The sequence below is a fragment of the Bacillus sp. LM 4-2 genome (assembly GCF_000978495.1).
GTDB classification, from domain to species: Bacteria; Bacillota; Bacilli; order Bacillales; family Bacillaceae; genus Bacillus; species Bacillus subtilis.
In genome coordinates this window covers 2,485,505-2,511,198 of the sequence record NZ_CP011101.1, presented here as the reverse complement: position 1 = coordinate 2,511,198, position 25,694 = coordinate 2,485,505, and the positions used below count along the sequence as shown (strand labels likewise).

At 39.3% G+C, this 25,694-nt stretch carries 33 protein-coding genes and 2 pseudogenes; 24 read left to right on the top strand and 11 right to left on the bottom strand.

Translation table 11 applies throughout. From position 1 onward, the window contains the following. Positions 1-16: 16 nt before the first annotated feature. The 5 genes from xepA to bslm_RS20260 all read left to right on the top strand — a co-directional run bounded on the left by xepA (position 17) and on the right by bslm_RS20260 (position 3,506). Complete coding sequence (gene xepA / locus bslm_RS12490; protein WP_046160616.1) at positions 17-910, top strand: phage-like element PBSX protein XepA; 894 nt, start codon at positions 17-19, stop codon at positions 908-910. A gap of 45 nt (positions 911-955) precedes the next feature. Beyond that, the gene (locus tag bslm_RS12485) at positions 956-1,378 is read left to right on the top strand and encodes a phage holin family protein (protein WP_003246208.1); all 423 of its coding nucleotides are present in this window, start codon (positions 956-958) and stop codon (positions 1,376-1,378) included. Between the two features lie 44 nt (positions 1,379-1,422). Then, the gene (locus tag bslm_RS12480; protein ID WP_046160615.1) at positions 1,423-2,247 is read left to right on the top strand and encodes a peptidoglycan recognition protein family protein; all 825 of its coding nucleotides are present in this window, start codon (positions 1,423-1,425) and stop codon (positions 2,245-2,247) included. Between the two features lie 171 nt (positions 2,248-2,418). Beyond that, positions 2,419-3,033, top strand: coding sequence for a hypothetical protein (locus tag bslm_RS12475; RefSeq protein ID WP_046160614.1), 615 nt, complete (start codon positions 2,419-2,421; stop codon positions 3,031-3,033). Further along, positions 3,033-3,506: a hypothetical protein gene (locus bslm_RS20260; RefSeq protein WP_052720007.1), complete on the top strand. Its 474-nt coding sequence runs from the start codon at positions 3,033-3,035 to the stop codon at positions 3,504-3,506. Before bslm_RS12475 ends, bslm_RS20260 begins: the two co-directional genes overlap by 1 nt. Before the next feature lie 109 nt (positions 3,507-3,615). On the opposite strand, the gene yqcF is transcribed toward bslm_RS20260, so the two are convergent. The 6 genes from yqcF to rapE all read right to left on the bottom strand — a co-directional run bounded on the left by yqcF (position 3,616) and on the right by rapE (position 7,693). Beyond that, the gene (gene yqcF / locus bslm_RS12465) at positions 3,616-4,194 is read right to left on the bottom strand and encodes a type VII secretion system immunity protein YqcF (RefSeq protein ID WP_046160613.1); all 579 of its coding nucleotides are present in this window, start codon (positions 4,192-4,194) and stop codon (positions 3,616-3,618) included. A 14-nt stretch (positions 4,195-4,208) separates the two neighbouring features. Next, entirely contained in the window at positions 4,209-5,804 is a 1,596-nt protein-coding gene (gene yqcG, locus bslm_RS12460; protein ID WP_004399034.1) for an LXG family T7SS effector endonuclease toxin YqcG, read from the bottom strand. A gap of 115 nt (positions 5,805-5,919) precedes the next feature. Then, positions 5,920-6,210: a CDI toxin immunity protein gene (locus tag bslm_RS21870; protein ID WP_418910793.1), complete on the bottom strand. Its 291-nt coding sequence runs from the start codon at positions 6,208-6,210 to the stop codon at positions 5,920-5,922. Further along, the gene (locus tag bslm_RS20850) at positions 6,174-6,332 is read right to left on the bottom strand and encodes a CDI toxin immunity protein (RefSeq protein ID WP_003245945.1); all 159 of its coding nucleotides are present in this window, start codon (positions 6,330-6,332) and stop codon (positions 6,174-6,176) included. The genes bslm_RS21870 and bslm_RS20850 overlap by 37 nt, the downstream gene beginning before the upstream one ends. A gap of 109 nt (positions 6,333-6,441) precedes the next feature. Continuing rightward, complete coding sequence (phrE, locus tag bslm_RS12455; RefSeq protein WP_004398770.1) at positions 6,442-6,576, bottom strand: phosphatase RapE inhibitor PhrE; 135 nt, start codon at positions 6,574-6,576, stop codon at positions 6,442-6,444. Next, entirely contained in the window at positions 6,566-7,693 is a 1,128-nt protein-coding gene (gene rapE / locus bslm_RS12450) for a response regulator aspartate phosphatase RapE (protein ID WP_004398842.1), read from the bottom strand. The genes phrE and rapE overlap by 11 nt, the downstream gene beginning before the upstream one ends. A gap of 442 nt (positions 7,694-8,135) precedes the next feature. Between rapE and bslm_RS12445 the strand changes: the two genes are divergently transcribed. From bslm_RS12445 to spoIVCA, 7 genes and pseudogenes are all read left to right on the top strand, one after another. Then, positions 8,136-8,900 (top strand): YqcI/YcgG family protein, encoded by a 765-nt coding sequence (locus bslm_RS12445; protein ID WP_017696291.1) that lies wholly within the window; start codon positions 8,136-8,138, stop codon positions 8,898-8,900. Between the two features lie 371 nt (positions 8,901-9,271). After that, positions 9,272-9,589 carry an arsenical resistance operon transcriptional regulator ArsR gene (gene arsR, locus bslm_RS12440; RefSeq protein WP_029318103.1) on the top strand — a complete coding sequence of 106 codons (318 nt, stop codon included), beginning with the start codon at positions 9,272-9,274 and terminating at the stop codon, positions 9,587-9,589. A 58-nt stretch (positions 9,590-9,647) separates the two neighbouring features. Next, positions 9,648-10,088 carry an ArsI/CadI family heavy metal resistance metalloenzyme gene (locus bslm_RS12435; protein WP_032722151.1) on the top strand — a complete coding sequence of 147 codons (441 nt, stop codon included), beginning with the start codon at positions 9,648-9,650 and terminating at the stop codon, positions 10,086-10,088. 22 nt (positions 10,089-10,110) lie between these two features. Then, positions 10,111-11,151: an arsenite efflux transporter Acr3 gene (gene acr3, locus bslm_RS12430; RefSeq protein WP_032722149.1), complete on the top strand. Its 1,041-nt coding sequence runs from the start codon at positions 10,111-10,113 to the stop codon at positions 11,149-11,151. A gap of 11 nt (positions 11,152-11,162) precedes the next feature. Beyond that, a complete protein-coding gene (locus bslm_RS12425) occupies positions 11,163-11,582 on the top strand; it encodes a thioredoxin-dependent arsenate reductase (protein WP_004398596.1) in 420 nt (139 codons plus the stop codon). Between the two features lie 354 nt (positions 11,583-11,936). Then, a pseudogene (locus tag bslm_RS21680) lies at positions 11,937-12,115 on the top strand (hypothetical protein). Beyond that, a complete protein-coding gene (gene spoIVCA, locus bslm_RS12420; RefSeq protein ID WP_223257626.1) occupies positions 12,073-13,533 on the top strand; it encodes a site-specific DNA recombinase SpoIVCA in 1,461 nt (486 codons plus the stop codon). Before bslm_RS21680 ends, spoIVCA begins: the two are co-directional and overlap by 43 nt. 27 nt (positions 13,534-13,560) lie before the next feature. Here spoIVCA and bslm_RS12415 read toward each other — a convergent pair. Then, positions 13,561-13,911, bottom strand: a pseudogene (locus bslm_RS12415) (sigma-70 family RNA polymerase sigma factor); the annotation flags it as partial. Between the two features lie 195 nt (positions 13,912-14,106). Between bslm_RS12415 and nucB the strand changes: the two are divergent. Beyond that, on the top strand, positions 14,107-14,517 hold the full coding sequence (nucB, locus tag bslm_RS12410; RefSeq protein WP_009967785.1) for a sporulation-specific Dnase NucB: 411 nt from the start codon (positions 14,107-14,109) through the stop codon (positions 14,515-14,517). A 32-nt stretch (positions 14,518-14,549) separates the two neighbouring features. Here nucB and bslm_RS12405 read toward each other — a convergent pair whose 3' ends face one another. Further along, positions 14,550-15,272, bottom strand: a complete 723-nt coding sequence (locus tag bslm_RS12405; protein ID WP_046381199.1) for a YqeB family protein — start codon at positions 15,270-15,272, stop codon at positions 14,550-14,552. Between the two features lie 251 nt (positions 15,273-15,523). Here bslm_RS12405 and gnd point away from each other — a divergent pair, with 251 nt between their 5' ends. Next, positions 15,524-16,417, top strand: a complete 894-nt coding sequence (gnd, locus tag bslm_RS12400) for a phosphogluconate dehydrogenase (NAD(+)-dependent, decarboxylating) (protein WP_015714298.1) — start codon at positions 15,524-15,526, stop codon at positions 16,415-16,417. Between the two features lie 18 nt (positions 16,418-16,435). Here gnd and bslm_RS12395 read toward each other — a convergent pair whose 3' ends face one another. Further along, on the bottom strand, positions 16,436-17,062 hold the full coding sequence (locus bslm_RS12395; RefSeq protein WP_046381198.1) for a TVP38/TMEM64 family protein: 627 nt from the start codon (positions 17,060-17,062) through the stop codon (positions 16,436-16,438). Between the two features lie 186 nt (positions 17,063-17,248). Here bslm_RS12395 and cwlH point away from each other — a divergent pair, with 186 nt between their 5' ends. Both cwlH and bslm_RS12385 read left to right on the top strand, forming a co-directional pair. Further along, the gene (gene cwlH / locus bslm_RS12390) at positions 17,249-18,001 is read left to right on the top strand and encodes an N-acetylmuramoyl-L-alanine amidase CwlH (protein WP_046381197.1); all 753 of its coding nucleotides are present in this window, start codon (positions 17,249-17,251) and stop codon (positions 17,999-18,001) included. A gap of 251 nt (positions 18,002-18,252) precedes the next feature. Further along, positions 18,253-18,984, top strand: a complete 732-nt coding sequence (locus tag bslm_RS12385; protein WP_003229964.1) for an SGNH/GDSL hydrolase family protein — start codon at positions 18,253-18,255, stop codon at positions 18,982-18,984. 305 nt (positions 18,985-19,289) lie between these two features. Here bslm_RS12385 and sda read toward each other — a convergent pair whose 3' ends face one another. Then, positions 19,290-19,430, bottom strand: a complete 141-nt coding sequence (sda, locus tag bslm_RS12380; RefSeq protein WP_003226124.1) for a sporulation histidine kinase inhibitor Sda — start codon at positions 19,428-19,430, stop codon at positions 19,290-19,292. A gap of 361 nt (positions 19,431-19,791) precedes the next feature. Here sda and bslm_RS12375 point away from each other — a divergent pair, with 361 nt between their 5' ends. From bslm_RS12375 to bslm_RS12340, 8 genes are read left to right on the top strand one after another with little or no spacing between them, the layout of a single operon-like run. Next, positions 19,792-20,310, top strand: coding sequence for a YqeG family HAD IIIA-type phosphatase (locus bslm_RS12375; RefSeq protein WP_003226126.1), 519 nt, complete (start codon positions 19,792-19,794; stop codon positions 20,308-20,310). Positions 20,311-20,313: 3 nt separating this feature from the next. Then, positions 20,314-21,414, top strand: coding sequence for a ribosome biogenesis GTPase YqeH (yqeH, locus tag bslm_RS12370; RefSeq protein ID WP_003229966.1), 1,101 nt, complete (start codon positions 20,314-20,316; stop codon positions 21,412-21,414). Between the two features lie 17 nt (positions 21,415-21,431). After that, on the top strand, positions 21,432-22,274 hold the full coding sequence (gene aroE, locus bslm_RS12365) for a shikimate dehydrogenase (RefSeq protein ID WP_041351695.1): 843 nt from the start codon (positions 21,432-21,434) through the stop codon (positions 22,272-22,274). Then, positions 22,268-22,558, top strand: coding sequence for a ribosome assembly RNA-binding protein YhbY (gene yhbY, locus bslm_RS12360; protein WP_003226133.1), 291 nt, complete (start codon positions 22,268-22,270; stop codon positions 22,556-22,558). The genes aroE and yhbY overlap by 7 nt, the downstream gene beginning before the upstream one ends. Before the next feature lie 11 nt (positions 22,559-22,569). Continuing rightward, positions 22,570-23,139 (top strand): nicotinate-nucleotide adenylyltransferase, encoded by a 570-nt coding sequence (locus tag bslm_RS12355; RefSeq protein ID WP_004398676.1) that lies wholly within the window; start codon positions 22,570-22,572, stop codon positions 23,137-23,139. After that, positions 23,129-23,689 carry a bis(5'-nucleosyl)-tetraphosphatase (symmetrical) YqeK gene (yqeK, locus tag bslm_RS12350; protein ID WP_014480316.1) on the top strand — a complete coding sequence of 187 codons (561 nt, stop codon included), beginning with the start codon at positions 23,129-23,131 and terminating at the stop codon, positions 23,687-23,689. The genes bslm_RS12355 and yqeK overlap by 11 nt, the downstream gene beginning before the upstream one ends. 17 nt (positions 23,690-23,706) lie before the next feature. Beyond that, positions 23,707-24,063 (top strand): ribosome silencing factor, encoded by a 357-nt coding sequence (rsfS, locus tag bslm_RS12345; protein ID WP_014480315.1) that lies wholly within the window; start codon positions 23,707-23,709, stop codon positions 24,061-24,063. Next, the gene (locus tag bslm_RS12340; protein WP_003229973.1) at positions 24,060-24,803 is read left to right on the top strand and encodes a class I SAM-dependent DNA methyltransferase; all 744 of its coding nucleotides are present in this window, start codon (positions 24,060-24,062) and stop codon (positions 24,801-24,803) included. The genes rsfS and bslm_RS12340 overlap by 4 nt, the downstream gene beginning before the upstream one ends. A gap of 65 nt (positions 24,804-24,868) precedes the next feature. Here bslm_RS12340 and comER read toward each other — a convergent pair whose 3' ends face one another. After that, positions 24,869-25,690, bottom strand: a complete 822-nt coding sequence (gene comER, locus bslm_RS12335) for a late competence protein ComER (protein WP_014480313.1) — start codon at positions 25,688-25,690, stop codon at positions 24,869-24,871. Between the last annotated feature and the right edge of the window lie 4 nt (positions 25,691-25,694).

The window sequence follows — 25,694 nt, the reverse complement described above, 5'->3', positions numbered from 1 at the left end:
GCAAGGAGGATTTTCTATGGCATCATATAGTTTTCAATTCCCAACAGATGCAACGGGTAAGCCAGGAGCGGCTAAACCGTACAGAGAAGGGAACCATGATTTTATAGTACCTGTGGCTACTATTTCAGGTAATGCGGAGCTGCTGACAAACGCAGTCTTAAAAGCGACCGAAGTGTACACGCAATATGGCCAAGATCGATTAGGTCAGATTTTAATTTCAAAAGTAAAAGGTCATGCTTATTCTGATCGTGAAGGTACCTTATTCATTGAAGAAAGTAACGATATGAATTCATGGACCACAGTCTCTTCGTTGGTTGTTAAAGCAAATACACTTGGCGAGACTGAATGGATTCATTTAACTAAACGCTATTTCCGTTTCAGATATGTAAATGGTAACCTACAACAATCTGAATTCTTACTTTACCAGTCATTGGGCGCAGGTGAAGAGGATATAACCATTAACCACACTGTTCCAATTACAGCAGTTGCTCCGTTCTCAGTCCAGTTAGATAAAAGCAGCTTAACTGATGATGGTCGTTTAAAAGTTCAGACTGAAGGCCTGAACCTTAGATCTTTGGACACTCAATCAAAAACGATGGATATTGTCTTTCACGATAAAACAGAAAACATAGGTGAGGGTAACCCATTCACCGTTGGATCATTCAAAACGTTGCTCATTGAGGTTTATGGGACGGCTGAGACAAGTGAATTGAAGTTCTGGGGTAAATCCTTATCGGGGACAAAAAGAGCCCTTAGAGGGCAGAAAGTGGATGACGGAACATTTGCCACTAGCACAAAAGGGAAATCAGAAGCTTGGTCTTTTAACATTACTGGTTTTAAAGAAATTGTTATGGAGCTTACAGCTTTAACAAATGGAAACTTTTCAGTTAGAGGGACGGCCGTCTCATAAGATCCGGCTGTCCTTTTTTATTTGCCTCGGAGGAGGTGATTAGAAATGGAGGAGACAAGTTTGTTTATCAATTTTGAAACATTAGATTTAGCAAGAGTATATTTATTTGGAGGGGTGAAGTACCTTGATTTACTTCTAGTACTTAGCATAATTGACGTTTTAACAGGAGTAATCAAGGCATGGAAATTCAAAAAACTGCGAAGCCGAAGCGCATGGTTTGGCTATGTCCGCAAGCTACTCAATTTCTTTGCGGTCATTTTAGCAAACGTGATTGATACAGTACTCAATTTGAACGGTGTCTTAACCTTTGGTACCGTTCTTTTTTATATCGCTAATGAAGGTTTGTCAATAACTGAAAACTTAGCACAGATCGGTGTTAAAATACCATCATCAATAACAGATCGATTACAAACAATTGAGAACGAAAAAGAACAGAGTAAGAATAACGCAGACAAAGCTGCTGGCTAAGCCAGTGGCTTTTTTTATTACACAGACAGAAGGAGAGAGGATATATGGCCATTAAAGTTGTAAAGAATTTAGTCTCTAAATCAAAGTATGGATTGAAATGTCCTAATCCAATGAAAGCTGAATATATCACTATTCATAACACTGCAAATGATGCTTCAGCAGCCAATGAGATTTCTTACATGAAGAATAACTCTAGCTCAACGAGTTTTCACTTTGCAGTAGACGATAAACAAGTCATTCAAGGGATTCCAACGAATCGTAACGCTTGGCACACAGGAGATGGAACAAACGGTACAGGGAATCGTAAGTCGATTGGTGTCGAAATTTGTTATAGCAAGTCAGGAGGGGCACGATATAAGGCAGCGGAAAAACTCGCTATTAAGTTTGTGGCGCAGCTACTGAAAGAACGCGGATGGGGTGTTGATCGTGTCCGTAAGCACCAAGACTGGAACGGCAAGTATTGCCCGCACCGCATTTTGTCAGAGGGTAGATGGAATCAAGTTGAGGCTGCCATTGAAAAAGAATTAAAGACGCTAGGAGGGAAAACAAGCACAAGTAAAACAAGTGCAGCTAAGAAGAATCCAACAAACTCAAGCAGCAAAAAAACGTCATATACGCTGCCTTCCGGTATTTTTAAAGTGATGAGCCCAATGATGAAAGGAGAAAAGGTAACACAAATTCAAAAAGCACTGGCTGCACTATACTTCTACCCGGATAAAGAAGCGAAAAACAACGGCATTGACGGCTATTATGGTCCGAAAACAGCAGATGCAATTAGACGATTCCAGTCTATGTACGGGCTTACTCAAGACGGTATTTACGGACCAAAAACGAAAGCGAAACTTGAAAAGTTGCTAAAGGTCTTCTAATCAGAAGACCTTTAATACTATAAACTTTTTATACTGTTTCAATTAAATCGTTGTAATACGTTTGCCACCTAACTAATGAAAGGGGGAGCCTCCTCTACACTCAATATTTTCATATTTTTTCTTACAAAATTTAAAATAAAAGTGATAAAATTTATGAGAGGAGGGAAATAAATGGAATTGCATCTAAGGAAAGAAGAAGTTATAGAAGGACAGGCTGAGTTTGTTAGATTTATTTCAGATGAATTTAACAAGCAATTACTTATAAAAACAATTGAAAACTGTATAAATGATAGGGATTGGCCAATGAGTTATTACAATTTGCGTAGTGATCAATTACCAAATCTTATTGGAGACAAAGCTGCTAAATACTTTTTTTGGGCAGTTTTTGGTGGATTCTATTCAAATCAATTTGATTTTGAATTTGAGGAAACTGAAGTTGTCTTAATGAATTATATAATTTTAAATTATTCAGCAAAATTTATAAGAGCAAAACAATATAATATTAATCCTTTAGGGTTTGATTCAATCCATTTTACATATGGCCCAGAAAACGATCGGGTTAATACATATATCAAGAGAAATGATGAAGAGCAATTTACCTTACGATTAAATCCTTGGGAATTCACATTTATGTTAAAGGACTCTATTGAGTACTTTTCCAACATGATTAATGACGATGTGCTTGATTATAAACCTTTTAAAGATTCTATACTTGAAAACGTGGAATTGATACAGGATTCGCTTACACAGTTAAAGAATAAAATAAAAAAAGAGGAATTATCTTAATGGTTAGTGCAAGAGTAGTTGATTTTCCAGATGGAATGACGGGAAAGGTAAGAGGAAGGAGTCCTCTTGTACGATCTAGCAACAAAACTACATTTGATGTCCATGAATCCACTAATATAAGAGAAGATGTCCAAGATATTAGAAGCGAGATAGCTCAAATTAAAGAAGCTATAGAAGCAAGTTTACAAACAGCAAGTAGTCAAAATGGAGGTGGAGATATAATGGAAAAAATACTTGAAAAGGTAAATGAAATTGACAAAAAGGTAGCTGTCATAGAGGAACGAACAAAAAAACTTGATAATCTGGCTACAAAAGATGAGATAAAAACTCTAATTTCAGAAGCAATTACCAATTCAGGAATGGCCACCAAGGAACATGTTGAACTAAAAATAGTTAGTTCGCGTAATGCAATTATTTTATGGACTATAGGGACAGTTATTGCTGCAACAGGCATATTAATAAAATTTTTATAAAGAAGAATACAGGGTATATTGCAATCCCCTCAAAAATGAGGGGATTTTGTTTACTTAAAAGATGTAATTATTTAGCCAAATATAAGTCATGAATAAATGTAAATGTTATTTAAGCAACGGATTCTCTTTTTATATCAAAAATATCAATCTGCTTTGATTCCAAGAGATCTTGTAAATGGTCTGGACCGTGTTGTTCAGCTACTTGTAACTCTCCTTCTGAAATAGGTAAAGCCATTAGCCAAGTAACATTTTTGTTGCTAAATTCAAGTAGCTCTAAATCTTCCTCCCACAGAAATGGGGGAACGAACATAACATGTTTCATGTCGGTTTCCTGATCATACATACTAATCACATCTTTAAAAATAACACCTGGTGCACAAGAGAAATTTGAGTTGATTATATTAAAGGCACAAGTTGATAAAACATTAGCATATATGTCTGAAGCTGACTCCATTGCAGCTACGATTTCTACCCGCAACGGAGTACCATTCACCTCATAATTAATAGAATGATCCGACAAACCTAGAGTTGAATATGACGTGATACCTTCCTGAGGCTGGTCACTAACCGATAAAATATCTATGCTGCTATTCTTGTTATCATCCCAATATTTCGTAACCTTCGGTTTCCCCCCAAAAGCTCCTAAAACTGTTCTAGCAATTACTTTATTTTCTTGTGTTACGCCCATTAGACAATCTCTCCTTAATCTCCAAAGTAATCATCCGTCATATCTTCCCCTTTATGACTCCTATTGGAGGAAGGTAATTCGGGTTGATAGTGGTCTGGATTATTATGTTCATCTAAAAATTGCTTTCGACTAATATTTCTTTCCATCGCACTTTGTTGATGTTTTCTAAATTCATAACCTGGTTTATGACCCATATCCCATGGTTCATCTTTTTTCATTACTTGTTTTGTTAACGGGTCTTTAACAGATCCGGTTGAATCCTTAGCATTTTCCCAAACCTTATCTCTAACGCCTTTACGGAAATAAGTTGGTCTTTTGTACGTTTTAGGAACTTTAGGTTTTTTGCTGGTGTTAGTCGATGCTTCGCTAACTCGAGAACTTGATTTTGCATTAAGCTTTTTGTTAATTCCGCGAGCTCCGAAAGGAACCAACATTGCCATTGCACCACTAAGGCTCTGTTCTTGCCTCTCTTTGGAGACTTTATTCCCGAACATATCGCGTCCTGTTATAGCTTCACTAAAACCATTTGCAGAAGCAAGTCCATAAAGTCCTTTGCTGGAGTTTTGAAGGGCATGGAATGTCTTAGGTGTTTTATATACATCGAGAGCTTTGTCTGCTCTATACAATGCTTTACTTGTTGAATAAACAGCTTTTCCACCTTTAGCTAATTTACCTGCCCATCCTACGATAGGGATGTATCCTGCCGCAGCCATTGCACCGGCAGCGACCCGTTGTCCAGCAGTTAGCTTTTCGCCGGTAACAGGATCAACCCCATCAGCGGCTCTTTTATAATCATAATATCCAGAGACCTCTCCTGTAAAATTACAAACAGCATCCCAAGACTTTTCATACCATGGTCTGTTCGCCAGTTCTTCTTGTTCTTTTGCAATTCTTCTTTGTTCCGCCTGTTGGTCCTTAAAAGAGATGTAGTCTGTTGATTGTTTCTTTACATCCTCAGTCATCTTGTGAATCTCACTGTCTCTATAAGCCTTCGCATTATAGTGAATAGGAGAGGCGCTTTTGCCTTTTGCTGTCGCATTCATTAAAGCTTGATAATCAGCTTGAATCATTTGTTCATTTGCTTCTGATAGTCCGTATTCTGATGTTAAGTTTTGGTCAACTTCATCCATTTTCTCAATGGCTTCTTTTCGTTTCTTTTCGGCAGACGAAAGTTCATTTTTAAAAGTTTCTGTCGAGAACAGATCCAAAGGCAGTATATCGTTGATATCATTTAATATATCTTTCATGGCTTTTTTCTGTTCAGACATAATGGATTTTGATTTGGTGTAGGCGTTAGCAAGCTCATGCGCTAAAAAGGTTTCTTCTATGTAGGCATCTGATAAGTTGGCATCTTCTAAAAAACCAGGAATACTCGTTAAGAAAGAAATTTTCATCTCAATTAAATCAATCCATTGGTCAGCAATGCCAGCTTGATCTTCATAAAATGATTTAATGTTATTAGCGCCTTTGCCTGAAAACTCGCTATCATCTAAATCTGCAACAGCTTTGAACGCTTTCTTTAATTTGACCATTTTACTTTTTAAATCTTTGTATTCCTGTGCTCGCTTTTCAGCCTCGGTGAGCAAGGTTTTGGCTTCAAATACTTTCATGATCATATCCTTTCATTTAATCGTCATAACAAAATATTACCATGGAAGAATGATGAAACTAACTGTTATGTGGATCAAATGGTGGAAATGAATCATTCGATCTGTGTCATTTTACCTATTTGTTAATCCTTTCAATGAAAGGGGACTTTCCAATTGTAACATCGCCATCATGAAAAAATTCGATAACGTAGCCAGATTCACTAAACATAAAAGTATCCGATCCAACGGCAGTTACATCATCAATTACGTTTAATGCATGCTCAAGACTGGTTTTTAATGCTGGCTGTTCTCCGTAACCCCAAAGAATAATAATGTTCCTATCTTTAAAATGGTGTTTAGCTAGCCAATCGTAAATCTCTTCCTCGTAATCTATAGATTGATGACAACAAACTTCTTCCCACTTGATTCGTCCCCAAGATGTAAGGGAAAACTGTTTGAAAGCAGTTCATAATATTTTGCCGTTAATTCTTCTGATAAGATTTCTTTGTTTTTCCCTAGAGCTTCTAAGCATTCATCAAATAAGTCCAAAATGTTCACCTCAAAAGCTTTAAGTATGATAGATTTTTTCAGTATTAGAAATAAGAAAAAGCCGTTATGAAACGGCTAAAGGGAATCAGAACTAATGTTGTTTATCGAATTAAACAAGGAATTCATGAGTAGGTGCGAGAGTTACATTCCGGGATGCTTCCTTCATTTCGCCATTATACATAGATCCGAAAAAGGCAAGTCCAATTAAAACGGCGGATAAACTGATAAACAATTTAGATTTCATACATGCATTCCCCTTTCGATATTTGCTTTTGAGCATATACCATCTTCTTGAAACAGATGATACTATCCTCTATTTTTCCATTATAATCGAAAAGGTTGCCTCCTAACAATGCCAGCTCTTCCAGATAAGGGTATCCTTTGCCGTTCTCTAAACGAGAAAAAATGTTGAGAAGTTTAGGTGTATCGCCATTTCTTATATAAAGAACGTCTAATGCTTCAAATAAGTTCATAAATAGTTCGTCTTTAAAATCTACAGCACTTCTGATTCCTTTGCGGAAGCAATCCATTGCTTGTTCTTTTTTGCCTTGTTTAAAATAAATCAACGCTAGGTCATGATAAGCTTGCGGAAGTACGTCAGAGTTAATTTTTCTGTATTGAACCAAGGCTTGTTCGATGTAACGAGCAGCCTTATTTAAGTTGTCCATTTTGTGATAGCAATTGCCGAGATTGAAAAACGCAGTGGCATAGATATGAGTATTTTTACTTTTAAGCAGCTCGGCACCTTTTAAAGCTTCTTGAAGGTGGGGGAGAGCTTTTTCATGATTTTCAAGGTCATCGTAGTTACCGGCAATGACAAAATGGCACTGAATACGACGAACAGAGTAAAGCTCGTGTTTCTTATAAATGTTGTATGAAAGCTCAGCGTAATGCATCGAAATGTGTGTCATTTTCATATGATAATAGACTTCAGACAGTTTAAAATAAAACTCAGCTTTTTCAATCTTGTCGGAGATTGTAGGAATTTTGCGTTCAGCTTTTTTGTAATATGTAATGGCTCTTGTGTATTCACCGTTTCTAAACTCATACATCCCGCGGAAGAAGTTATAATAATATGCCCGCATATTGTCTAATTTTTTCTTATGGCCCTCAATTTTATTTAAATATTCTGAAAGTTCCATTCGGTTTTCATCAGATGGCAGCGTGTATTCCAACATAATTTTATGGCGAAAGGCCATTAGTTGATAATAAATAAGCAAGTCTTGATCTTCTTCCATAACCTCTATATCACGTTCTATTTCAGCTTTTAACATTTCAGCATCAGTTACGTTGAATTTTTGAATATGCCTATGCCATTCATTAATCTTCATTCCCACTTCAGCTGATGTGATTGATATCAAGATATTCACCCTTCCCTTAACTCTACTAGTACTGTAAATATTAACAAGTTTTCGTTCGCAGAAAAAGGAAATAGGGCACCGCAATTTAAATTTTCGGTGAGACCGCAATAACTTTTTGCTTTAGAGAGTTATGAAATTCCCTCCTGGGAGTACCATGACTTGGCATCAAAAAACAGGGAATTTCGGTCATTCTTGTGATAGTTTAAAATTGAAAACATCCAGAAAGTCCAGCGTTAGTCGTTTTGAGGGCTGAGTGTGCATGTACAGCTAAACGCAGAACTGATTCTGGATTTTTCTTGATAAGAAAATTACTTACCTACCCACTAAAACTTAACCAATTAATTAATTAATATTCATTTGGATATATGAAAAAGTAATTAGACATTCACCGCCTTCTTGCTCCCGCAATACATTATGATAAATGCCTTTGGAGGTGGATTTTTTGACTGAGTTATATGCCAAAAGTGATCTTGAAAAAATTAAAGAAACGTTACCTGATTGGCAAATGAAGTCGTTTAACTACTTAACGGAAAAAATAGGCGATAAAGAAAATAAATTTCCTTGTATACCGGGAAGGGTAGCATTTTTAAGCGACCAGCTGCGGATTGCTTTTGTCGGTGATCCTAGGAATCCTAGAACTGCGAAGGAATTAGCGCCGTTGCTTACTCGGTATGGAACTATTTCACGAGAGACAGGAAAGTATGCATCATTAACTATAATATTTCATACACCAGAAGACTTGCTTAGTGATTACAAAATTGAGGATTACGAATCGTTGTTTTGGCAGTTTCTAAATTCATTGAGCATGGAAGATCCAGCTGATTGGCCAGATTATATACCAGAAAATCCAGAGCACTTTCAATGGGAATACTGTTTTAATGGAGAACCATATTTTGTTCTGTGTGCTACACCAGCTCACAGCAAAAGAAAAAGCAGAAGTTTTCCTTATTTTATGTTGACGTTTCAGCCTAGATGGGTTTTTGAGGATCTAAATGATACTACTGCATTTGGACGAAATATGAGTAAGCAAATTCGAAAAAGGCTTGAGGCATATGATGAAGTACCTATCCATCCGCATTTAGGATGGTATGGAAAAAAAGACAATCTGGAGTGGAAACAGTACTTCTTGCGAGATGATGAAAATCAAGTGTCACAATGCCCTTTTATGAAAATGAAGAACTTATTCAAAAAGAAAAGGTCTGATTAAATTGTTTAAAACCTTATGTGGAAGGATGGATTGAATGGCTTATATCTTCACATAAGGTTTTAATTGATGATAAATCTGTGTGCTCTGACTAAATACGTATTATCTCGAATTATTATCGATTCTACATATTCACAAAAATTATTTAATGTTTTTTTCTTGAAATTAGAAATTAGCGTTTATGATCTCCGTTGCTGTAGTAGCAAAGTAGCGATGGAGGAAATAATAAAAATGGAAAACCTCTATCTGGTTACACAAGCTTTTAGCGGGTTTTACAATTAATCAAAATAAATTGATTTATTTGCTTGCATTAATTTAAAAATCATGAGTATAATAAATACATCAAAAAAAATTGATTAAAGAAGGCGATATGAATGGATGAGACGAAATCAGAACTGCTACGGAAATATGAACAAAAATTTAAGGCTCTTGCTGATCAGAAACGATTAGAGATCATGTATGAACTTTGTCAAAGGGGAAAAACCTGTGTTTGTGATCTGACTGAGATTTTTGAGGTGACGCAATCTAAACTTTCTTATCATCTAAAAATTTTATTGGATGCCAACTTAATAACGAAAGAGACAAAGGGAACATGGAGTTATTATGATCTAAATGATGAGGAAGTAAATGGTTTATTATCAGAAGAGCTTTGTTGTGTATTTAGAAAAAAAGGTGAAGGAGATTGTTGCTAAAAAAAATTTAGGCATTAAATCAATTTTTTTTGATTAATAGATAAGAGGGGGAATTAAAATGAAATATGTTCATGTAGGGATTAACGTTGTCAACTTAGAGAATTCGATCAGTTTTTATGAAAAAGTTTTTGGAGTAAAGGCTGTAAAAGTAAAAACAGACTATGCAAAGTTTTTATTAGAGACTCCTGGACTGAACTTCACTTTAAATGTCGCAGATGAGGTGAAGGGAAATCAAGTGAATCATTTTGGATTCCAAGTAGATAGTTTGGAAGAAGTTTTGAAACACAAGGAAAGGCTTGAAAAAGAAGGGTTTTTTGCACGTGAGGAAATGGATACGACTTGTTGTTATGCAGTCCAAGATAAATTTTGGATTACTGATCCAGATGGAAACGAGTGGGAATTTTTCTATACCAAATCGAATAGCGAGATTCAAAAACAAGATTCTTCCTCTTGTTGTGTAGCACCACCAAGTGATAGTACAACGAACTCTTGCTGTTAGTAAAAAAGGTGAGGATAAAGTAATGAAACGTTTATCTTTTTTAGACCGTTATTTAACCATCTGGATTTTTCTTGCGATGGCATTGGGGATAGGATTAGGTTTTATATTTCCGAGTTTTGTTGGTAGATTAAACAAATTCCAAGTAGGAACTACATCTATCCCTTTAGCTATTGGATTAGTATTAATGATGTATCCACCACTAGCAAAGGTTCGATATGAAGAAATTGGACGGGTATTTAAAGATATTAAAGTGTTAATTTTATCTTTAGTGCAAAACTGGATCATCGGACCGACTCTCATGTTTATTTTGGCTATCATCTTTTTGCCAGATAAACCGGAGTATATGATTGGGCTTATTATGATTGGATTAGCTCGCTGTATTGCGATGGTTATTGTTTGGAATGACTTATCAAAAGGTGATACGGAATACGCGGCAGGATTAGTTGCCTTCAACTCAATTTTCCAAATGCTTTTTTTCTCAGTTTATGCTTACATTTTTGTAACAGTTATTCCGCAATGGTTAGGGATGGAAGGAGCAGTAGTGAATATTACGATGGCAGAAGTCGCAAAATCAGTATTCATTTACCTTGGAGTTCCTTTTATTGCAGGAATGGTGACACGTTATATTTTTGTAAAAGTGAAGGGCAAAGAATGGTATGAAAAAGTGTTCATTCCTAAGATTAGTCCAATTACGTTAATTGCTTTGCTATTTACAATTATCGTCATGTTTTCCTTAAAAGGTGATGTAATTGTTAGCTTGCCGTTAGATGTTGTCCGAGTTGCGATTCCATTATTGATTTACTTTGTTTTAATGTTCTTTGTTTCCTTCTTTTTAGGGAAGAAAATCGGGGCAAACTATGCTGTAACTACTACTTTAGCTTTTACAGCAGGAAGCAATAACTTTGAATTAGCGATTGCTGTAGCTGTTGGTGTATTTGGAATTCATTCGGGTGCAGCATTTGCCGCCGTAATTGGTCCGCTTGTAGAAGTGCCAGTCATGATAGCACTTGTTAAGGTTGCTTTATGGTTTCAACGAAAATACTTTGGAAGTCACTCGATGTAGAGGTGGAATATATGGAGAATAAAATCATTTACTTTTTATGTACAGGGAACTCTTGCCGGAGCCAAATGGCTGAAGGATGGGCTAAACAATATTTAGGTGATGAGTGGAAAGTGTATAGCGCGGGGATAGAAGCACATGGATTAAATCCGAATGCTGTTAAAGCGATGAAGGAAGTTGGTATAGATATCTCTAATCAAACGTCAGATATAATCGATTCTGATATTCTGAACAATGCTGATTTAGTTGTTACGCTTTGTGGAGATGCTGCTGATAAATGCCCGATGACGCCTCCACATGTAAAACGTGAGCATTGGGGTTTTGATGATCCGGCAAGAGCACAAGGGACAGAAGAAGAAAAATGGGCGTTTTTCCAAAGAGTTCGTGATGAAATAGGGAATAGGTTGAAGGAATTTGCTGAAACAGGGAAATAAATAAACTCTTTTGTTAAAGGATGCATATTTATATGTGTCCTTTTTTTATTAATGTCTAGCTATACGAACTTGACACCAGTGAAATGTCATTAACTATCTAACAATGAAAAACACTACTCCATTGTACTCTCAAATAATAATAAATCATTGAAAACTATAATAAGCGAATGTTGAGGCATAGAAAATAAAATCTTTTCTATTGAGGACCTAAAGGAGTGTAGAAAAGTCACAACAACTTTTTTTAAATTTTTTGCATATTCATTGAAACGTTTAATAACACTATAGTTTAATTTAAAATCTCCTCATTTGGACAAACAGCTGTTACATAGCATTACCCAAGGGGTGATGCATTTTATGAAAGTGATAATCATCGAGGGACCGCAAGCTGACAAATGCATTAACGATTGCTATCATTATTTAATAAAACTTTATAGGAAGGAGATTCAGGGTGATAGCAATATATGTAAGGGTATCGACCGAGGAACAAGCGATCAAGGGATCGAGCATCGACAGCCAAATCGAGGCCTGTATAAAGAAAGCAGGGACTAAAGATGTGCTGAAGTATGCAGATGAAGGATTTTCAGGAGAGCTTTTAGAACGTCCGGCTTTGAATCGCTTGAGGGAGGATGCAAGCAAGGGACTTATAAGTCAAGTCATTTGTTACGATCCTGACCGTCTTTCTCGGAAATTAATGAATCAGCTAATCATTGATGACGAATTGCGAAAGCGAAACATACCTTTGATTTTTGTAAATGGTGAATACGCCAATTCTCCAGAAGGTCAATTGTTTTTCGCAATGCGCGGGGCAATCTCAGAATTTGAAAAAGCCAAAATCAAAGAACGGACATCAAGCGGCCGACTTCAAAAAATGAAAAAAGGCATGATCATTAAAGATTCTAAACTATATGGCTATAAATTTGTTAAAGAGAAAAGAACTCTTGAGATATTAGAAGAGGAAGCAAAAATCATTCGGATGATTTTTAACTATTTCACCGATCATAAAAGCCCTTTTTTCGGCAGAGTAAATGGTATTGCTCTACATTTAACTCAGATGGGGGTTAAAACAAAAAAAGGCGCCAAAGTATGGCACAGGCAGGTTGTTCGGCAAATATTAATGAACTCTTCCTATAAGGGTGAACATAGACAGTATAAATATGATACAGAGGGTTCCTATGTTTCAAAGCAGGCAGGGAACAAATCTATAATTAAAATAAGGCCTGAAGAAGAACAAATCACTGTGACAATTCCAGCAATTGTTCCAGCTGAACAATGGGATTATGCTCAAGAACTCTTAGGTCAAAGTAAAAGAAAACACTTGAGTATCAGCCCTCACAATTACTTGTTATCGGGTTTGGTTAGATGCGGAAAATGCGGAAATACCATGACAGGGAAGAAAAGAAAATCACATGGTAAAGACTACTATGTATATACTTGCCGGAAAAATTATTCTGGCGCAAAGGACCGCGGCTGCGGAAAAGAAATGTCTGAGAATAAATTGAACCGGCATGTATGGGGTGAAATTTTTAAATTCATCACAAATCCTCAAAAGTATGTTTCTTTTAAAGAGGCTGAACAATCAAATCACCTGTCTGATGAATTAGAACTTATTGAAAAAGAGATAGAGAAAACAAAAAAAGGCCGCAAGCGTCTTTTAACGCTAATCAGCCTAAGCGATGACGATGATTTAGACATAGATGAAATCAAAGCACAAATTATTGAACTGCAAAAAAAGCAAAATCAGCTTACTGAAAAGTGTAACGAAATCCAGTCAAAAATGAAAGTCCTAGATGATACGAGCTCAAGTGAAAATGCTCTAAAAAGAGCCATCGACTATTTTCAATCAATCGGTGCAGATAACTTAACTCTTGAAGATAAAAAAACAATTGTTAACTTTATCGTGAAAGAAGTTACCATTGTGGATTCTGACACCATATATATTGAAACGTATTAAAGAGGGGTGTATGCACCCCCCTTTTGTAATTACAATCTCATTTTCAATACACCTCGCAGCATACGTCGCCAGCTTTGTCCCTTTACCAGCGGAATAGCTTTCAATTCCTTTTATCAGCCCGATCGTTCCGATGGAGATTAAGTCCTCTGCATCCTCACCTGTATTTTCAAATTTTTTCACAATATGGGCGACCAAGCGAAGATTATGCTCAATCAGCATGTTTCTGGCATGTTCATCCCCTTTAGCCATGAGCTCTAAGTATTTTTTTTCTTCGCTGCTTGAGAGCGGTTGTGGAAAGGCATTGTTTTTCACGTAAGATACTAAAAAGACAAGCTCTTTAACAACAAAGCCGAGCGCTGCGAAAACACCTGTCACCATCGTCACCTCCACAAAAGTATGTAGGCAAAAGCCTATATGTAAATGTATGTGACCGGGAGGCTGTCTGTGTCTGTACCGGGAAATTTCTCGCGGGGGAGTCCGGCTTTGGTAAGCAGCATACTAACTTCAAATGTTAAAAATATTCTTCATCAAGCGCCCATACATTGAAATGAACAAAGGTATGGGGGGATGGGAATGAAAAAATGGATGGCAGGCCTGTTTCTTGCTGCAGCAGTTCTTCTTTGTTTAATGGTTCCGCAACAGATCCAAGGCGCATCTTCGTATGACAAAGTGTTATATTTTCCGCTGTCTCGTTATCCGGAAACCGGCAGTCATATTAGGGATGCGATTGCAGAGGGACATCCAGATATTTGTACCATTGACAGAGATGGAGCAGACAAAAGGCGGGAGGAATCTTTAAAGGGAATCCCGACCAAGCCGGGCTATGACCGGGATGAGTGGCCGATGGCGGTCTGCGAGGAAGGCGGCGCAGGGGCTGATGTCCGATATGTGACGCCTTCTGATAATCGCGGCGCCGGCTCGTGGGTAGGGAATCAAATGAGCAGCTATCCTGACGGTACCAGAGTGCTGTTTATTGTGCAGTAGTAAAGAAGAGGCTCTTTCTTGAGCCTCTGTTGTTACAATCCTTCGCCGTGCTGAATTTTCGGGGGATAGGTTTCTGCTTTTCGCCAATATTGGCGTGTGCCTTCGTCCCGTACAACGATGCCCAGCTGTGCCAGTTCGAGACGGAATTCTTCAATATCGTCTTTTTCTTCGTCCTGCAGCGCTTTGTGACGAGCTTTTAATAAGGCATGGGCGCCTTGCGATAGGTCTGGTGCATCAGGAATCCATCGGCGAAATTGATCTTTAAACGGATCACCATCTGTTGCCCATTCGTAATGATGCTGTCTAAAGGCCTTCTCAACGTTTACTGGTTTTTCATCAATTTCTTCCCGTACCAATTCATATCCGGCTGTTCCCAGGAGGACAAGCCGTTTGTGATCCATAAATACAAGAGCGATGTCATCGGAATGAATTGTTTGCACTTTTTTTCCTTTGATGAATTCCACTGTGTGATCTGTAATTTTGACAGACAGCAGCATTGCAATAACAGAATGAGCGAACCAAATCCCCGCACACATACCGAGAAGAGCAGTGATAAATGAAGCTGTAGATCCCTGAAAAGAGGTAATGAGCCGAAGTGGTCCTTCAAGAGGGATCCAGGGGAGGGATAATGCCCATTTCGCAATCTGCGGAATAAAATACCCGATTGCAAAACCGATGATTGCAAGTGCAGCGTATAAAAAGAATACAGCGGTTTTCGTAACTCCGATAAGAGTATGAGATTGATTCTGCAACATGTCACCTTCTTTTTACTAAAAAAATCGAATACCTTCCCATATTTTAACTTAAACTGATGGTAAATCAAGGATAAAGTGATAATTATGGATATAAAGAGATTCAGTAATAGAACTGGCAGGCACAGTCAGTCATGAAAAATAAAATTTACATGCGCAGACGATGTAAGCCCCATTTGTTTTCTGCGTATCACAATACAATCCAAAGGGAACATAAAGAGTAAAGGCTTTTTAGACAATCAGGAGGAACAGATATGAAAATCGGATTAATCGGCTTAGGGAAAATGGGCATAAACTTAGGAAAGCAATTCATTGACCGCAATCATCAAGCGGTTGGATATGATGTAAATCAAGCGGCTGTTGATGAACTGAAAGCATACGGGGCTGAGGGGACAACGAATCTTAAAGAGTTCATTTCTTTATTAGACCCGCCGCGTATCCTATGGGTTATGGTACCGCATGGCATTGTCGATGCTGTTTTGCGTGATGTATCACCTTTATTAAGTAAAGGCGATATGATTATCGAAGCTGGAAACTCTCATTATAAAGAATCAATTCGCCGCTACAATCAAATGAAAGAAGCGGGTATCCATTATCTCGATGCCGGAACGTCGGGCGGAATGGAAGGCGCACGGCATGGAGCCTGTTTTATGGTGGGGGGCGATCATGAAGCATGGGAGATTGTGGAACCGCTTTTTCGTGATACTGCCGTCGAAAATGGTTATCTATACACTGGTGAAGCGGGAAGCGGACATTTTTTAAAAATGATCCATAATGGAATTGAGTATGGAATGATGGCCGCGATTGGTGAAGGATTCGAAGTGCTTGAAAACAGCCAATTTGATTTTGACTACGAGAAGGTTGCCAGAGTGTGGAATCATGGTTCTGTCATTCGTTCTTGGCTTATGGGACTGACTGAGCGAGCTTTCGCTAAGGATGCGAAACTGGATCAGATCAAGGGCATTATGCATTCCTCAGGTGAAGGAAAATGGACGGTGGAAACCGCGCTTGATCTGCAGACGGCAACGCCGGTCATCGCCATGTCACTAATGATGAGATACCGTTCTTTAACAGACGATACGTTTACAGGAAAGGTGGTCGCTGCGCTTCGAAATGAATTTGGAGGCCATGCGACAGAAAAAAAGTAAGGGGGCCAACAAGCCTCCTTATTTTTTTGGCACCTTCAGAAGATGAGGGAACTTTTTATAAATGACCAGCATGATGATCAGAATATATGCACCGTAAATGCTGATAGACAATAATTTATTGCTGGTGAAATTGGCACCTGCAATAGTGACAACAACAATATTGGGGATTTTCCCTATTAAAGACGCAAAGAAAAAAACATGCCAGCGAACCTGGCTCAGCCCGCAGATCACGTTCATTACAAGTGAAGGTATGACAGGTATCAGCCTTCCTAATAAAACAGCGGTAAAAGCGTTTTTGTTGAAGGAAGCCTCGTAGCTTTGTATGGCAGGATAGGCCTGAACTTTTTTTCTGGCCCAATCTCTAAAACTGTACCTGGCGAGAAAAAACAGCAATATTGTACCAAGCATTGAGCCGGTCAGTGTAATCCAAATTCCATTTGCAGTCCCGAACACTGCGCCATTTAAAGCAGCAACCAAAGCAAACGGCACTATTGGGAAAAAAACATCGGCAGCAATCAGCAGCATACTAAATAAAACGGAAAACATCCCTCCTGCTTTGATTGCATCAAGCCAAGCTTCTTTCTGAAAAAAACCAACTGAAATGATAGCAATAATCACAAGTATACCTATTACTTTTTTTAACATGTCTATGGTCACTCCCAACTTAGGTGATGTCAGGAGCTAAAACCTCCGTCATCTAAATTAGTATAACTGGTGCCATTTCAGCGGTTCAACTGAAAACCAGGTTGAGAACACAATTCTTTTTTACCTCATAAAAAAGGCTGTCCATCTCTCTGTTTTCTGCATTCTTATTAATAGGGAGGGATAGAAATGGTAACCATAAAAAAGGATTTTATACCGCTATCAAATGATAATCGTCCTGGCTATTCGATGACGCCTGCTTATATTACGGTGCATAATACAGCGAATACAGCAAAAGGCGCTGATGCGAAAATGCACGCCAATTTTGTGAAAAACCCGAGCACATCCGAAAGCTGGCATTTTACAGTTGACGATTCAGTCATTTATCAGCGTCTCCCGATAGATGAAAACGGCTGGCATGCGGGAGACGATACAAACGGGACAGGAAACCGCAAATCGATCGGGATTGAAATCTGCGAAAATGCTGACGGCGATTTTGAAAAAGCAACATCAAATGCCCAGTGGCTGATCAGAAAGCTGATGAAGGAAAACAATATTCCGTTACATCGTGTTGTTCCCCACAAAAAATGGTCCGGGAAAGAATGTCCGCGGAAACTCTTGGACCACTGGAACTCTTTTATAAACGGAATTTCTTCCTCGGATACACCTCCAAAAGAATCTTCACCATCATATCCTCTGCCGTCTGGGGTTATAAAGCTCACTTCGCCTTATCGAAAGGGCACAAACATTCTCCAGCTGCAAAAGGCTTTAGCTGCACTTCACTTTTACCCTGATAAGGGAGCCAAAAACAATGGCATAGATGGAGTTTACGGACCGAAAACAGCGAATGCCGTCAAGCGTTTTCAGCTCATGAACGGATTAACTGCAGACGGGATTTATGGGCCAAAAACAAAGGCCAAGCTTAAATCGAAGTTAAAGTAAATGCAGGATTTAACGGATAACCTGTTTCCGGTGCGGATTCAGGTTATTTTCTTTTCTTTGGTTTGTGTGTTTTTCAGATTGGAAAGAAGGGAATTTTAAAAAATCATCAGCTGCGCCGCAATGAAAGCAGAATGATATTCACTGAGGGGGACACGTTAACTATAGGAAAAAACAGTGATAGCGAAAAACTCTTCATTGAACGAAGAGAAACAGAGGTATAACATTAAGGTGAGGCTTTTGGGGGTGTAAAGATGAAACATTTTATCATCCTTTTCCTTCTGCTGTTCGTTACAGCAGGATGCGAGGGAAGGGGATACGAAGACGTTGTAGCATTTGGTGACAGCAATACGCGTGGCTCTAATTGGGATTATCGCGATTATCCAAAAGCACAGCAGTGGGTCAATATATTAAAAACAGCTGAGCGCGGTAACCTTGATATACTCAATGCCGGAATCGGCGGACAGACGACAGAGGATGCCCGTCTCCGATTTCAGACAGATGTGCTGGATCAAAAACCGAAGTATTTGTTTATTATGTTCGGCACCAATGACGCTGCCATACTGACTGAGGGGAAACCGAGAGTGTCGAAGCAGCGTTTTAGAGAAAATCTGGTTTATTTTATTGAAGAAAGCAGAAAACACGGGATCAAGCCAATCTTAATGACGTGTATCCCAATTATAGAAGGTAATGGGAAGCATCATTTGTTTTACTATTCCAGATATCAAGCAGCTGCTTTTGAACCAAAAGGCGGAGCAAGGAAATGGCACAACTCATATAACGATATTACAAGAGATGTGTCGAAGCGCCTGGATGTCCCTCTTGTAGATAACTGGAAGCATTTTATAGAAGCAGACGGCGGAAAAGCAACTGATGAAGCGCTTATCCAATCTGGTCTTATAGATCCTTCTGGAAATCATATGACACCTAAAGGGGCAAGGATCGTATATGAAGGAATACAAGATGGGCAGATCCTGCAGCGTTGAGCCGGACAACCGCCTAGTCCGATTTATTTCTCCTACATAGGCTGTTATAAAACCTTATTAAGGAGGCGCTTCACATGTATGGCGCAGGCAGAGCATATGGATACGCTTTTATTGTTGTTTTAGTTGTTGTTCTCCTGGTTGTGGGCGGCATATACTGGTTAGCATAATAACCGGCCCTTTAAAACACCTCTTTTTAGGGGTGTTTTTTGCTGAAAATAGTAGTAAAGCGCGCAGCCAAAGTGATATAATATCAGTCATCTGAGTAAAAAAAGGAAATACGCCCGGAAAAAATAGACAAATTCCTATTAAGAAGATACGGAAATAATATGTCCGAGCGATCTTCTTTTTATTTCGTTTTCAATTAACTCGATAAAGTCACGGTTTAAATTCATTTCGGTGGCTTTGAAATAAGATTCTATTAGTAATTCATCAGACAGTTTTCTCATGCTAGGAACCCAATTAATGGGAGAGGCACCTCCTTAAAAGTTGGAATCATTCATGATTTTAACGCATACAATGATAAGTTGCGTTCATCTGAGGTTGAAGTTATCTTTAATCTACCATGAAATGCATATAAGAACAATCGTTCTGTTATCCACACCAAAAAGTGGATAACTTGTGAGTATCGTGTTTATAATTTGTCTAAAGAGTGATGTAATAAGAGTGGATAGTGTGTGTAAATTTATCCACACCTGGTGAAGAAACCCAATTTTTGTCGAAATTTTTTTGCTCAGTTTTTCTTTAGGCGCAAGTTCGATTTTTTTCGACAATCATTTTGAAAGAAAGAAAAAGGGAAGGGTGCGGGTTTTGTTAAAAAAGTTTTTTTTACCTGACGAGTTTGTAAAAAATATTTTTCATATTACACCTGAGAAATTAAAGGAACGAAATGTAAAAGGGATTATTACTGACCTGGATAATACGCTTGTTGAATGGGACAGGCCGAACGCGACGCCGCGATTGATCGAGTGGTTTGAAGAAATGAAGGAACACGGCATTAAAGTGACAATTGTCTCTAATAATAACGAAAGAAGAGTGAAACTTTTCTCAGAACCGCTTGGAATCCCATTCATCTATAAAGCAAGAAAACCGATGGGTAAAGCCTTTAATAGAGCGGTGCGCAATATGGAGCTAAAAAAAGAGGACTGCGTTGTCATTGGAGACCAGCTGCTGACCGATGTACTCGGGGGAAACCGAAACGGCTACCATACGATTTTGGTCGTGCCAGTCGCTTCCTCTGACGGATTCATTACGCGCTTTAACCGCCAGGTCGAACGCAGAATACTGAGTGCTCTCAAACGAAAAGGGCACATTCAGTGGGAGGAGTAAGAAATGGAAAAGGTTGTTTGTATCGGGTGCGGAGTTACGATCCAAACCGAGGACAAAACAGGTTTGGGGTACGCGCCGCCTGCATCGCTTACGAAAGAAAATGTGATTTGCCAGCGTTGCTTCAGACTGAAAAACTATAATGAAATACAAGATGTCTCCTTAACTGATGATGATTTTTTGAACATTCTTCACGGTATTGGAGAAACGGACTCTCTTGTCGTAAAAATTGTTGATATTTTTGATTTTAACGGCAGCTGGATTAATGGGCTGCAGCGCTTGGTGGGGGGAAACCCTATCTTATTAGTTGGCAATAAAGCGGATATTTTGCCTAAGTCACTGAAAAGAGAGCGTCTGATCCAATGGATGAAGCGTGAAGCGAAAGAGCTTGGCTTAAAACCGGTTGACGTATTTTTGGTCAGTGCGGGACGCGGCCAGGGAATAAGAGAAGTAATTGACGCGATTGAGCATTACCGCAACGGAAAAGACGTCTATGTTGTTGGATGTACAAATGTAGGAAAGTCAACCTTTATTAACCGGATTATTAAAGAAGTGTCAGGTGAAGAAGATATTATTACAACATCCCAATTTCCTGGCACAACCCTTGATGCGATTGAAATCCCGCTGGATGACGGTTCATCGCTTTATGATACACCGGGAATTATCAACAACCATCAAATGGCGCATTATGTCAATAAAAAGGATCTGAAAATATTATCTCCTAAAAAGGAGCTGAAGCCTCGCACATTCCAGCTTAATGATCAGCAAACACTGTATTTTGGCGGACTTGCAAGGTTTGATTATGTGTCTGGGGAAAGATCTCCTTTTATTTGCTATATGCCGAATGAGCTGATGATTCATAGAACAAAACTTGAAAATGCAGACGCGCTTTATGAAAAGCATGCAGGGGAATTGCTCACACCTCCGGGTAAAGATGAAATGGATGAGTTTCCTGAATTGGTTGCCCATACGTTTACGATAAAAGACAAAAAGACAGATATCGTTTTCTCTGGGTTAGGCTGGGTTACTGTCCATGATGCCGATAAAAAGGTAACTGCATATGCGCCAAAAGGCGTTCATGTATTTGTTCGGCGTTCATTAATTTAAGAAAAGGGGAGAGGAGTATGAAAAAGCTGTACGGGGTTATCGGAAATCCTATTGGCCATTCTATGTCACCTGATATTCATAACGCATCATTGAAAGACCTCGGGCTTGACGGACATTATCATGCCTTCAAGGTAGAAGAGAATGATCTGGAGGATGCGGTAAAAGGAATAAGAGCTCTAGGCGTACAAGGAATCAATGTGACTGTTCCGCACAAGGTTTCCATTATGGATTATTTGGATCATATTGATGAGAGTGCAAAAGTGCTCGGTGCCGTAAACACGGTCAGAAGAGAGGGAGATAAGCTTGTCGGATACAATACCGATGGGGAAGGCTTCGTGAAGTCATTAATGAAGGTATTAGACAAGCCCATCTCTGAACTGTCATTCTTAATGATCGGCGCTGGCGGAGCGGCGAGAGCCATTTTTACAACAATTGTCCGAAATACCCCGAAAAAATTTGACATTTGCAACCGGACGTTAGAAAAAGCAAAGCGGCTTACAGAAGCTACTCCCTCGTTTCACAATAAAGAAGTATTAAGCATAAAAGAAGCAGAAGAACGTCTTGAGCAGTATGATGTTATCATCCATACAACGTCTGTGGGCATGTATCCGAACGTGGACGATGTGCCGCTTTCATTACAGCGTGCCGCGAGCAGTGCCGTCGTATGTGATATCGTGTATAATCCAATACAGACGGCCCTTTTAAAGGAAGCAAGCCAAAAAGGCTTGAAAACACTCGACGGTGTGGGCATGTTTGTTGAACAGGCAGCATTGTCTTTCCAATTGTGGACTGGACAAGAGCCTGATATTGAAAAAATGAGATCCATTGTAATAGGAAAATTAGGAGGAAAAGAATGTTAACAGGTAAACAAAAACGTTTTTTGCGTTCTAAAGCGCATCATTTAACGCCGATTTTTCAAGTAGGTAAAGGCGGAGTAAACGACAACATGATTAAACAAATTGCTGAGGCGCTTGAAGCGAGAGAGCTGATTAAAGTCAGCGTGCTTCAGAATTGCGAAGAGGATAAAAACGATGTAGCGGAAGCTCTTGTAAAAGGAAGCCGCTCTCAATTGGTGCAGACAATCGGCAATACGATTGTGTTATATAAGGAATCAAAGGAAAATAAACAAATCGAGCTTCCTTAAAGGTGGTTGAAATGAAGAAAATCGGAATTTTCGGAGGCACGTTTGACCCTCCGCATAATGGTCACCTCTTAATGGCGAATGAGGTGCTGTACCAGGCGGGGCTTGATGAAATTTGGTTTATGCCTAATCAAATTCCGCCGCATAAACAGAACGAAGACTATACCGACAGCTTTCATCGCGTGGAAATGCTAAAGCTTGCAATTCAATCTAATCCGTCCTTTAAGCTAGAGCTTGTTGAAATGGAAAGAGAAGGACCGTCATATACCTTTGATACCGTTTCTTTACTGAAGCAGCGTTATCCAAATGATCAGCTGTTCTTTATTATCGGCGCTGATATGATTGAATATTTGCCGAAATGGTATAAGCTGGACGAGCTGCTGAACCTCATTCAATTTATTGGAGTAAAGCGCCCCGGTTTTCATGTTGAAACCCCTTATCCGCTTCTCTTTGCAGACGTTCCGGAATTTGAGGTATCATCAACTATGATAAGGGAACGGTTTAAAAGCAAGAAGCCCACTGACTACTTAATCCCTGATAAAGTGAAGAAGTATGTAGAGGAGAATGGTTTATATGAATCGTGAGGAGGCACTTGCATGCGTGAAGCAGCAATTGACCGAACACCGATATATCCATACGGTTGGCGTGATGAACACGGCGATCGAACTTGCGGAGCGTTTTGGAGCCGATTCTAAAAAAGCGGAAACAGCGGCAATCTTTCATGATTACGCCAAATTCCGCCCGAAAGAAGAAATGAAACAAATTATTGCGCGAGAAAAAATGCCTGCGCATTTATTGGATCATAATCCGGAGCTCTGGCACGCTCCGGTCGGCGCTTATTTGGTCCAAAGAGAGGCAGGGGTTCAAGATGAAGACATTCTTGACGCCATTAGGTATCATACCTCAGGGCGCCCCGGCATGACACTTTTAGAAAAAGTCATTTACGTTGCCGATTACATTGAGCCAAATCGGGCATTTCCCGGTGTCGATGAGGTGCGTAAGCTTGCTGAGACAGATTTGAATCAAGCGCTGATTCAGTCCATTAAAAATACAATGGTTTTTCTTATGAAAAAAAATCAACCGGTTTTTCCAGACACATTTTTAACATATAACTGGCTTGTGTCTGGCAGCTGAACAGGAGGAATTTGTGAATGAACCAAAAGTCCATTTTAAAGATCGCAGCTGCGGCTTGCGACGATAAACGGGCAGAGGATATTTTAGCACTGGATATGGAAGGTATTTCTCTGGTTGCTGATTATTTTCTGATCTGCCACGGAAATTCAGATAAACAGGTACAGGCGATTGCCCGTGAAATCAAGGATCAGGCTGATGAAAACGGCATTCAAGTCAAAAAGATGGAAGGCTTTGATGAAGCAAGATGGGTTCTCGTTGATCTAGGCGATGTAATTGTCCATGTCTTCCACAAGGATGAAAGAAGCTACTACAACCTTGAAAAGCTGTGGGGAGACGCTCCACTCGCAGATCTTGATCTTGGAATGAATCAATGATTTATCAAGGCTTTGCAAGCGTGTATGACGAGTTAATGTCACACGCGCCTTACGATCAATGGACAAAATGGATTGAAGCATCTCTCCCGGAAAAAGGCCGTATTCTCGATCTGGCATGCGGCACGGGGGAAATCTCCATCCGGCTTGCCGAAAAAGGCTTCGAGGTTACAGGCATCGATCTCAGCGAAGAGATGCTTTCTTTCGCCCAGCAAAAGGTATCGAGTAGCCAGCCTATTTTATTTCTTCAGCAGGATATGAGAGAGATTACCGGCTTTGACGGTCAATTTGACGCTGTTGTGATATGCTGTGACTCATTAAATTATTTAAAAACAAAAAATGATGTGATCGAAACCTTTAAAAGTGTTTTTCGGGTATTAAAGCCTGAAGGCATTCTGCTGTTTGATGTTCATTCATCTTTTAAAATTGCGGAAGTCTTTCCGGATAGCACATTTGCTGACCAGGACGAAGATATCAGCTATATTTGGCAGAGCTTTGCCGGAAGTGACGAGCTTTCTGTCATTCATGATATGTCGTTTTTTGTGTGGAACGGAGAAGCGTATGATCGTTTTGATGAGACACACGAGCAAAGAACGTTCCCGGTGGAAGAATACGAAGAAATGCTTAAGAACTGCGGCTTTCAGCTCCATCGCGTGACAGCTGATTTTACGGATACCGAGCCATCAGCACAATCAGAACGCCTCTTTTTCAAGGCGCAGAAATCAAAAACCATCGTTTCCTAAAACGATGGTTTTTTAAAATGCTTTTTTATGCTTTTGCAGTACAGACGAACGTTTGACATACTCGTCTACACATGAAACTGCTTTTTCACTGCGGAAATATCCTCCTCGTACTTCATATGAGTATTTTGAAATACCCGGTGAAACATATCCTGCACACCGCTTTCCAGCGCTTTAATGCCTTCTCCTGTTACACCGCCTTTAACGCAAACCTTTTCCTGTAATGCAGGCAGGGTATACAATTCGGTTTCTAACAGTTTTCCCATTCCGACAAGCATTTCCTTACACATCAAAATCGCGTCCTGTTTAGACACTGATGTTTCCGAAACAGCTGCATCTATAAACCGCTGAATCAGATAGCTCATAAAAGCGGGGCCGCAGCTTACGATGTCTGATGCAACCCTGGTGATGTCACTTTCAATTTGCAGCGGATGAGAGATATGCTGCATCAGCTCATTGATTTTCGTTTTTGCAGATTCGCCGCAGCTTGTGCCGAAAGTGACGAGAGAAACACCTGCCAGCGCTCTGTTCGTAATACTTGGGATCACTCGAGCTACTTGACACGGCACATATTGTTCGAGCTGTTCGGTTTGAACGGGGCTTGTAATTGAGATGAGAATATGATCTTTTCTTAAATAAGGTAACGCTCTTGCCAGTAAAGGATATATATCAAGCGGCTTAACACAAATAAAAATCATCTCGTTTTCAGAAACGAGCTTTTCGAGACTTTCGGTAACGTTTATGCTGTTGTAGCGGTTTTTTATGTGCAACGCTTTTTCAATTGTGCGGTTTGTGATTGTCATGTTTGAGGGATCGGCTGCTTTTGATTCAATAAATGATTCGATAAGGATCGTACCCATATTTCCTGTGCCGATAAAGCCTATCTTCAATGGT